Origin of the sequence: Kitasatospora sp. NPDC059571 (genome assembly GCF_042735675.1) — a bacterium.
Lineage (GTDB): Bacteria > Actinomycetota > Actinomycetes > Streptomycetales > Streptomycetaceae > Kitasatospora.
Genome location: NZ_JBHWBW010000364.1, coordinates 1 through 8,087 on the forward strand (window position 1 = coordinate 1; position 8,087 = coordinate 8,087).

The window sequence follows — 8,087 nt, forward strand, 5'->3', positions numbered from 1 at the left end:
GCGCGGGGGGGGGGGGGGCGGGGGGGGGCCCGGCGGCCGGGGCGCCGGCCGGGGGGGGGGCGGGGGGCGGGGGGGGGGGGGGCGGCCGGCCCCCCCCCCCCCGCGGCGCGTGCGCCGGACGGGCGCCGGGCCCGTCCGATGGCCGGAACTGGTCCGTGAACACAGGTGCGAAGTGGTTTGGGTCCGCGCCCGGTCGAGGTGGTGGAGTGGAACCCGAGACCGAAGGAGCGGGACGGCCGGGGCCGCCGCCCTCGGTTACGGGCCATTACGGGGGTTTGATGACCACGCTCACCGCCTCGTCGGCCACGGAGAGACTGACCGTCGGCGTCGCCGCGGAGCCGCTGCTCCACCGCGATCCGCTGACGCTCTACCAGGACGTCCGTGCCGCCACCGAGGACTGCTACCTCTTCGAGAGCCTGGCCGGCCCGGCCGACGACCTGCGCTGCGCGGTCGTCGGCTGGGGCCGGATCGCCGAACTCCGCTTCCACCGGGACCGGGTGGAGCTCGACGCGGACGGCCCGGCCGGTGCCGCGCTGGGCGCCGCGCTGGACCGGGCACTCGGGGCCGGGCGCCGCACCGGCGGCGACGCCGGGCGGGTCTTCGAGGCGATCCGCGCCGCCCAGGCCGTCTTCCGGGTGGAGACCGAACTGCCCTCCTCCACCTTCGCGTTCGGCTTCCTCACCACGCTCGGCTACCGGGCCGCCTGGGGCATCGAGGACCTGCCGGAGCCCGAGCGGGCCGAGGACACGCCCTGGCAGACGCTCACGCTCTTCCAGCGGACCGCCTGGTACGACCTGGCGACCGGCACGGCGCGGCTGCTGACCGCCACCGGGCCGCTGCTGCCCGAGCCCGCCCCGCTGCCGCCGCCGGGGCCGCCGGCGGTCCACGAGCCGCCGCCCGCACCGGCACCGGAGTCCGTCCGCGACAGCACCGACGAGCCGGAGTTCACCGAGCGCACCCGCCGCTGCCTGCGCCACATCGGCGTCGGCGACGTCTACCAGATCCAGATCGGCCACCGGATCGACGTGCGGACGGCGCTCAGCCCGCTCGACGCCTACCGGCGCCTGCGGCACCGCAGCCCGGCGCCCTACATGTACCTGCTGCCGTGGGCCGGCCGGACGGTGGTCGGCGCCAGCCCCGAGCTGTACGTGCGGGTGGTGGACGGCGTGCTGACCATGCGGCCGATCGCCGGCACGGTGGCCGCCGGGGCCGACGGCCGGGACCCGTCGGCCGAGCTGAGCGGCAGCGCCAAGCAGCGCGCCGAGCACGTCATGCTGGTCGACCTGTGCCGCAACGACGTCGGCCGGGTCTGCCGGCCGGGCACGCTGAGCGTGGACTCGATGATGCGCCCCGAGCCGTTCGGCTACGTCCACCACCTGGTCTCCACCGTCTCCGGACGGCTGGAGGCCGGCCTGGACCTGTGGGACGTGGTCCGCGCGACCTTCCCGGCCGGGACGATGACCGGCGCCCCCAAGATCCGCGCCATGGAGCTGATCGAGGAGATCGAGCGGGAGCCGCGCGGCCTCTACGCGGGCGCGGTCGGCCTGGTCGACGTCCGCGGATTCGCGGTGTTCGCGCTCTGCATCCGCACCGCGGTGCACCACCGCGGCGTCTACTCGATCCAGGCCTCGGCCGGCGTGGTCGCCGACTCCGACCCGTACGAGGAGTGGCGGGAGACCCTCACCAAGATGAGCGCCGCCTACTGGGCGCTGACCGGCGAGGAGCTGACGGCATGAAGGTCCTGCTGGTGGACGCGTACGACAGTTTCAGCCACATCATCGACCAGTACCTGCGCTCGCTCGGCGCCCGGACCACCGTGGTGCGCTCGCGCACCCGCACGCCCGCGCAGCTGGTCGCCCAGGCGCCGGACGCGGTGGTGCTCGGCCCCGGTCCGGGGCACCCGGCCGACAGCGGCCACGTCGAGCTCGTACACGCCTTCGCCGCCGAGCGGATCCCGCTGCTCGGAGTCTGCCTCGGCCACCAGGCGATCGGACTGGCCTACGGCGGCCGCGTCTCGGTCGCGCCGAGGCCCAAGCACGGCAAGACCAGCCCGGTCGACCACGACGGCGCCGGCGTCTTCGCCACGGCCGCTCCCGGACCGCTGACCGTCACCCGCTACCACTCACTGGTCGTCGACGAGCCGCTCCCGGCCGAACTCCGGCTCACTGCACGGGCGCTGGACGACGGCACGGTGATGGGCCTGCGGCACACCGAACTCCCCGTCGAGGGAGTGCAGTTCCACCCCGAGAGCATCACCACCCAGGGCGGTGAGCGGCTGTTCGCGGCCTTCCTCGACCGCGCCGCCGACCGCACCGCGGCCTGAGGCCGCCACCGGCCCGGCCCCGTACCTGACCGGGGACCGGTGCGCACCGCTGCCCGCCCGCGGCGCGCCCGTCCCCGCCACACCTCCACCGACCGAGCAGCAAGAGAGGACAGACCGCACATGTGGCTGCCCACCGAGGGCCCCGCGGCAGAGTTCGCGGCCGACTACCTTCCGCTCCACCGCGCCTTCTACGCCCGCGAACTGGACGACGCGGCGCTCACCGAATGGCGCACGACCCAGCTCGCCCGGGTGCTCGACCAGGTGGCGTCCGGGTCGCCGTTCTACGGCAAGCACCTGGCCGGCCACGACCTGGCCGCCGTCCGCCCCGACGACCTGACCGCCCTGCCCTTCACCACCAAGGACGACCTGCGGCGCGAGATGCTCGACGTGCTGAGCCGCCCGCTGCACGAGGCGGTGTTCTTCTACGAGACCACCGGCACCACCGGCCGGGCCACCCCGTGCCCGCGCGACGGCCGCGAGGTGCTCGCCAGCAACGCCCACGTCACCGAGAGCTGGGCCTCGATCTTCCGGCACCACTTCGGCGACCGCCGGCCGCGGATCGGCCTGATGGGCCCGACCGAGGTGCACTCCTTCGGCGACACCCTGGGCGACGTCGCCCGCAACACCGGCTCGATGAACGCCAAGATCTGGCCGTACTCCCCGGTGATCGGCTTCCCCAAGGCGCTGCAGCTGATGAAGGACCTCGACCTGGAGGTCGTCTGCTGCACCCCGGGCGTCGCGCTCACCCTCGCCAAGGCCGCCGAGCACTACGGCTACGACCTGCGCCGCGACTTCGGCGTCAAGCTGCTGTTCGTCACCGGCGAGATGTGCACCCCGGCGCTGGCCGCCAACCTGGAGTCGGTGTGGGGCGCCGACGTCTACAACATCCTGTACGGCTCGCAGGAGGCGTTCGTCATCGCCACCGCCTGCCGCAACAAGCGGATGCACCTCTCGCAGACCAACTACCTCTTCGAGGTGGTCGACCCGGACAGCGGCACCTCGTACGGGCCGCGCGGCACCGGCGAGCTGACCGTCACCATGCTGGTCGACGGCGTCAAGCCGCTGGTGCGCTACCGGACCGGCGACACCGTGGTGGTGGAGGAGTCCGACTGCGACTGCGAGATGCCGGGCGACCTCGTCCGCATCGTCGGCCGCACGCTCGACCGGATCAGCCTGGGCGAGCGGCGGTTCACCGCCGGCCAGATCGAACTGGCGGTGCTCACCGGGGTGACCGGCTCGGCCGGCTACCAGGTGGTCATCGAGTCGGACGCGGACGGCGGGGACAGGGTCACCGTCCGGCTGGAGCTGCTGCGCGGCGAGTCGGTGGACGCCGGGGCGCTCGCCGCCCGGGCGACCGGGGCGCTGGGCGTGCCGGTCGCGGTCGAGCTCAGCGACGGCCTCGACCCGATCGTCAGCACCGGCGCCTTCGTCAGCTGGAAGGCCGCCCGGATCGTCGACCGCCGCACCGAGCCCGACCACGAGACCCGGGTGGCCCAGAAGATGGCGGCGAACCGTGGCTTCACCGACTGAGGCCCGGCCGACCGGGCCGGACCTGGTCGGCCGGCTGGTGGACGAGTACTCCACCCGCTGGAGCGACCTCACCGAACGCTGGGAGGCCAGACCCGGGACGGTGCTCGGCACCCTCGGCCCGGACGGCACCTCCAGCCACCTCGCCGCCGCCTTCCTGGCCGAGCGCTACCCGATCACCGTCCGGCTCTACCCGGCCTTCGACGAGGTGCTGGAGGCCGTCCTGGCGGGCGAGGTCGACGCCGTCCTGGTGCCCAGCGCCTACTCGGGGCTGACCAGCTTCCACTGGCACCGCGAGCTGGAGCTGCTGGGCTTCTTCCCGCGGGCCACCCCGGACTACGGCATCGCCTCGCGCCCCGACGGGTTCGGCGACAAACCCGAACTGCGGGTCTCCGCGATGTGGGAGGTCCGCCGGATCTACCACGAGGTGGTCCCGGACGACCTGCGCGAGCGCCCGATCACCTGGGTGGACGCGGAGTCGACCCAGCAGGCCGCCGAGATCCTCGCCGCCGGGGGCAGCGACCTCGCCGTCACCAACGGGCCCGGCGTCCGCGCGCACCGGCTCCGCTGGGTCGCCGCCCGGCCCGGCGCGGAGATCGTCTGGACGGTCTTCGGCTGCCGAACCCGGCCCCCCGTCCCCACCGCACCCCTGGAGTGAACACCGCCATGGCACCCAAACTGCTGCTGCACAACGTCGGCGTGCAGGAGGGCCTCGGCCGGGCCACCCTGCCCGCCCGCAGCGTCCTGCTCGACGGCGACCGGATCGAGGCCGTCCTGCCGGCCGGCGAGGCCCCGGTCGGCAACCCCGGCATCGAGACCGTCGACCTGACCGGACGCACCGTCATGCCCGGCATGACGCTCGGCCACACCCACATCGCCTACCTGGACGTGCACGACGCCCGGGAGATGCTCTTCAAGTACTCCGTCCCGGAGCTGACGCTGCGTGCCGCGGCCAACACCACCGCCCTGCTGGGCTGCGGCTACACCGCGTTCGTCGGCGCCGGCTCGGTCTCCGGCATCGACATGGCGCTGCGCCGCGCGGTCGACTCCGGGCGGCTCCTCGGCCCGCGGATCACCCCGTGCAGCCGGGACCTGATGGTCTCCGGCCCGCCCGAGCGGCGCAATGGCGAGGTGAAGAAGCGCATCCCGACCGACCTGATGCGCCTGGCCGACACCCCGGAGGAGATGGCCGAGTACGTCGCCGGGGAGATCGCCGAGGGCGCCGAGATCGTCAAGGTCTTCTCGTCCGGCGACGACACCTTCCCCAACGGCCGCTCGCACGAACTCCTGTTCACCGCCGAGGAACTGGTCGTCGCCGCACGCACCGCGCACGAGCACGGCGCGCGGATCCGGGCGCACTCGCGCGGGCTGCAGGGCATCCGCAACGCGATCGCCGCCGGTGTCGACGTGATCGACCACGCCAGCTACGCGGACGACGCCGCGCTGGAGGCGATCGCCGAGCGCGGCATCTTCGTGGTCCCGAGCCTGCACCAGCCGCACCGGCTGCTCACCACCGGCGAGCAGCACGGCAAGACCACGGACTACCTGGAGTCGCTGGAGTTCACCGCCGAGGTGGAGAACACCCTGCGGATCCTGCCGCTGATGGTCGAGATGGGCATCCCCGTGGTGGCCGGCGACGACTTCGGCTTCGCCTGGACGCCGCACGGCAGCTACGCCGAGGAGCTCGACACCTACGTGACGATGGCCGGCATCCCGGCCCGCGAGGTGCTGCGCTGGGCCACCGCGAACGGTGCGGCGCTGGCCGGCCGCGGCAAGGAGGCCGGCACGGTGGAGCCCGGCCGGCTGGCCGACCTGGTGGTGACCGCCGAGGACCCGGCCGCCTCGATCACCGTGCTGTCCCGCCCGGGCGGCATCGAGGCCACCCTGCTCGGCGGCCGCGTGGTCGCCGGCGCCCTCTCCCCCGCCCCGACGACGACCGGAGCCGACCGATGACCGCCACCGCCCCCCGGGGCCTGCCGTTCCTGCCCGTCCTGGCCGTCGGCGCGTTCGCCATCGGCACCGACACCTTCGTGGTGGCCGGCGTGCTGCCCGAGGTGGCCCGCTCGCTGAAGGTGGGCATCGACGAGGCGGGCTGGATCAGCACCGCCTTCGCCCTCACCTACGCCGTGATGGCCCCCGTGCTGGGCGCCCTCACCGGCCGGGTCGACCGGCGCACCGTGCTGGTGGTCTCGCTGCTCGGCTTCGCGGTCGGCAACGTGCTGTCGGCACTGGCCCCGAACCTCGGCCTGCTGCTGGCGGCCCGGGTGGTCACCGCGGCGAGCGCCGCGCTGTACATCCCGGCGGCCTCGGCCGGCGCGGCGGCGCTCTCCGCCCCCGAGCGCCGCGCCCGGGCGATGGCGGTGGTGCTCGGCGGCCTGTCCGCGGCCACCGTCGCGGGTGTGCCCTTCGGCACCTGGCTGGCCGCGGACATCGCCTGGCGGGCCACCTTCTGGCTGCTCGCGGGGCTCGGCGCGCTCTGTGCCGGGGCGGTGGCCCTCGGCCTGCCCTCGTTGCAGCTGCCCGCGGCGCCCGGCCTGGCGGCCCGGCTCGCCCCGGCCCGCGACCCGCGCGTGGCGGCCACCGTGGCGACCACCCTGCTCTTCATGACCGGCGGCTACCTCGCGCTGACGTACATCGGCGCGGTGCTGGCCCCCGCCACCGGCGGCAAGGGCGACACCCTGGCCCTGCTGCTGCTCGCCTTCGGCGTCACCGCCGTGGCGGGCACGACCCTGGCCGGCCGTGCGGTGGACCGCTGGAGCCCCTCGCCCGTCCTGCTCGCCTCCTTGGTGCTGCTGGGTGCGGCGGTCGCCACGCTGCCGCTGACCCGGGGCCACCTGGCCACCGCCGCCCTCGCCATGGCGGTGTGGGGCTTCGCCGGGATGGCCACCCAGCCGCCGCAGCAGCACCGGCTGTTCGGGATCGCCCCGCAGGCCGGGCCGCTGCTGATCTCGCTCAACTCGGCGGCCACCTTCGCCGGGATCGCGCTCGGCGGCTTCCTCGGCCAGCAGGTGCTGCGGGCCGCGGACACCGCGGAGCACGGGCTGGACCGGCTCGGGCTGTTCGGCGGCGCGCTGGTGGGACTGTCGCTGCTGACCGCCCTGGTCGCCACCCGGCTGCCGGCCCCGGCCGCACCGCCGGCCGCACCGGCCCCGGCTCCCGCGCCCGCCACCGTCTCCGACTGACCGATCCGACCGACCGGGAGCCCGTGCACATGGACGACAGAGCAGTGCGCATCCTCGCGATCTGCGGCTCCGAGCGGGAGGGCGGGAACACCGACCTCGCCCTCGGGCACGCCGGTGAGCTGGTCCGCGCCCGCGGCGCCGAGTTCGAGGTGCTGCACCTGCGCGACCACCGGATCAGCCCGTGCAGCCCGTGCGGGGACTGCAACAGTCGGGCCGCCGCCTGCGAGCTGCGCGACGACATGCCCGGCATCGTGGCGCGGATGCGGGCGGCGGACGGGCTGATCTACGCCACCCCGGTGCACGGCTTCGGGCTGGCCCATCTGATGCAGATCTTCATCGAGCGGGCCGGCGTGGGCTACCTCCGCTTCGACCGCCCGCTGGCCAACAAGGTCGGCGGGGTGCTGGTGACCGGGCGCCGCTACAGCGAGGGCTCCGTCCACAACCAGCTGGTGGACAACCTGCTGCTGAACCGGATGATCCTGGTCGGCAGCGGCTTCCCGGCGCTGCTGCGCAACACGGCGCCGGAGCCCGCGCTGGACGACCGCGAGGGGCTGGACGCACTGGAGCGGATGGTGCACCGGATGCTGGACATGTGCCTGCTGCTGCGGCGGAATGGGGGAGAATACCCGGACGATCCGTTGCCGTCGTACGACCGCAACGAGCGGGTGTCCCGCCGGGGGCTCCCGGTCTGACCCTCCGTCAACTCCCTGGAGCCGCGAGCATGACCGCCCTCGACCCCCGAATCGCCGAACTGCGCCTGCGGATCGACGCGCTGGACGAGCAGTTGGTGGCCGTGCTGGCCGAGCGGGTCTCGGTGGTGCGCGAGGTGTCGCGGTACAAGACGGACGAGGCCTCGGTGAAGGCCCCCGACCGGGTCGAGCAGGTGGTCGCCAAGGTGCGGGCACTGGCCGCGGGCCACGGCCTGCCGGCCGACCTGGTCGAGCGGCTCTACCGGCTGCTGATCGCCGAGTTGACGGCGGTCGAGCTGGCCTGTGTGGAGGAGCGGGCGGGCGCCCGGGTCTGACGCCCGGAACGCGGTGGGGCCCCGGTCGTGC

At 74.6% G+C, this 8,087-nt stretch carries 8 protein-coding genes; all 8 read left to right on the plus strand.

All coding sequences use genetic code 11. The features are described from left to right. The first annotated feature begins 278 nt into the window (after nt 1-278). The 8 genes from ACFV0G_RS29590 (at nt 279) to ACFV0G_RS29625 (ending at nt 8,056) form a co-directional block, all read left to right on the plus strand. Nucleotides 279-1,736, plus strand: a complete 1,458-nt coding sequence (locus ACFV0G_RS29590; protein WP_380554691.1) for an anthranilate synthase component I family protein — start codon at nt 279-281, stop codon at nt 1,734-1,736. Continuing rightward, the gene (locus ACFV0G_RS29595) at nt 1,733-2,323 is read left to right on the plus strand and encodes an anthranilate synthase component II (protein ID WP_380554694.1); all 591 of its coding nucleotides are present in this window, start codon (nt 1,733-1,735) and stop codon (nt 2,321-2,323) included. Before ACFV0G_RS29590 ends, ACFV0G_RS29595 begins: the two co-directional genes overlap by 4 nt. Nucleotides 2,324-2,443: 120 nt before the next feature. After that, a complete protein-coding gene (locus ACFV0G_RS29600; protein ID WP_380554697.1) occupies nt 2,444-3,853 on the plus strand; it encodes a phenylacetate--CoA ligase family protein in 1,410 nt (469 codons plus the stop codon). After that, the gene (locus tag ACFV0G_RS29605) at nt 3,837-4,508 is read left to right on the plus strand and encodes a hypothetical protein (protein WP_380554700.1); all 672 of its coding nucleotides are present in this window, start codon (nt 3,837-3,839) and stop codon (nt 4,506-4,508) included. The genes ACFV0G_RS29600 and ACFV0G_RS29605 overlap by 17 nt, the downstream gene beginning before the upstream one ends. Nucleotides 4,509-4,516: 8 nt before the next feature. Continuing rightward, nucleotides 4,517-5,803 carry an amidohydrolase family protein gene (locus tag ACFV0G_RS29610; RefSeq protein ID WP_380554702.1) on the plus strand — a complete coding sequence of 429 codons (1,287 nt, stop codon included), beginning with the start codon at nt 4,517-4,519 and terminating at the stop codon, nt 5,801-5,803. Beyond that, on the plus strand, nt 5,800-7,032 hold the full coding sequence (locus ACFV0G_RS29615; protein ID WP_380554705.1) for an MFS transporter: 1,233 nt from the start codon (nt 5,800-5,802) through the stop codon (nt 7,030-7,032). The genes ACFV0G_RS29610 and ACFV0G_RS29615 overlap by 4 nt, the downstream gene beginning before the upstream one ends. A 29-nt stretch (nt 7,033-7,061) precedes the next feature. After that, nucleotides 7,062-7,724, plus strand: a complete 663-nt coding sequence (locus tag ACFV0G_RS29620; protein WP_380554708.1) for a flavodoxin family protein — start codon at nt 7,062-7,064, stop codon at nt 7,722-7,724. A gap of 29 nt (nt 7,725-7,753) precedes the next feature. Further along, entirely contained in the window at nt 7,754-8,056 is a 303-nt protein-coding gene (locus ACFV0G_RS29625) for a chorismate mutase (RefSeq protein WP_380554711.1), read from the plus strand. Nucleotides 8,057-8,087 lie beyond the last annotated feature (31 nt).